Annotated in this window: 2 protein-coding genes; both read right to left on the bottom strand. The window is 29.2% G+C overall.

What is annotated here, in order from left to right; translation table 11 throughout:
- Positions 1-149: 149 nt before the first annotated feature.
- Entirely contained in the window at positions 150-533 is a 384-nt protein-coding gene (locus DVA66_RS21195; protein ID WP_157974219.1) for a hypothetical protein, read from the bottom strand.
- 29 nt (positions 534-562) lie between these two features.
- Positions 563-1,114, bottom strand: a complete 552-nt coding sequence (locus tag DVA66_RS21190; RefSeq protein ID WP_157974218.1) for a hypothetical protein — start codon at positions 1,112-1,114, stop codon at positions 563-565.
- Between the last annotated feature and the right edge of the window lie 117 nt (positions 1,115-1,231).

Here is a 1,231-nt window from a genome sequence, read left to right as displayed (position 1 = left end):
CTTTAAGGTTATATCATTATACTTTTTGTTATTTGTTATAAGGTAATAATTTGTTACCTTTAAATATATTATAATAGCATTCTGAATAAAAAGCAACTCAAAAGACTGTATTTTTTCACTTTTTTTGTGCGTTATTTATTCAAAATGCTCTAATCTCTTGCTAAATCTAATCTTACAACGTGTAAACCAGGGTTTTCGTAGCCATTTTTTTGATAGTAAAACACTTGAATCGACTTAATAAATAGCAAAGTCAAAGAATGATGTTGTTTTCTATCTTTCACACTGCTTCTCGCAACAATCAAATCAGTCAATTCTTTAAAGACTCTCGGTTCATCAACATGCTTGTGATAATGCACGTTTTTGGGCGTTGCATGAGGGTCTATAACCGCATCAAAATGTTCATAAGTATAATTCGTCACATCGTCAATGAATGGCTCATATGACGCTAAAAACTCATCTCTAACGTTTGTTCTAACATGTTTCTTAACAATACTTCTAATTTCATTTTTAGTGAGTTGTATCATTGCATACACCTCCTTTCTTTTTTTGTTCTTTTTATTGATTAGTATGCGTAAAAAGCTTCGCTTCCTAAAATTAAACCATCATCAATTTCACCTTTTAAATCATCAACTGATGATAATGTTTGTAATTGACCTAAACTCATATTCACTGTCCAACCAATCAAATTGATTTCAACATCGTAATTTGACATTGTAGCTTTAAATCCTTCAATACTTGAACCTGAGTTCCCGGGTACCAATTTACTTTCATTACGTTTTAATTCTTTTGCAATTTGTCCTGAGTTTTTAATTAAACCATTGATTTGGTCAAAAACATCACTTGCATTATAACCTGTTGATGTTGTTAATAGACCTTCTTCAAAACTCAATGTGCTATGACATGCTAATTTATGAACAATCATTTTATCAACAGCTATAGTACCATCAATTGATGGTTCTTCAACCTTCTCTTCATATTGTGTTTCATAATTTGAATGTTGATTTTTATCTTTATCTTGTATTCCAAAAACTCTTTTAAACTCGCTTTTGAAGTAAAGATAACAAAAGTAAGCTACGATGATTACGACTATCCAACATATTATATAAGTTAACATTATTATTCCCCTCTACCATTTTTTTCTCTATTATCCTGCAAATAATTATATTTTTAAAGTGATTATTTAAATCTATATTGAACGCCTATTTTTTAATTGCTAGACTATTGTTTATAA

This window comes from Desertihabitans aurantiacus, assembly GCF_003344635.1.
Classification (GTDB): Bacteria; Actinomycetota; Actinomycetes; order Propionibacteriales; family Propionibacteriaceae; genus Desertihabitans; species Desertihabitans aurantiacus.
This window is presented reverse-complemented; position numbering and strand designations above follow the sequence as displayed.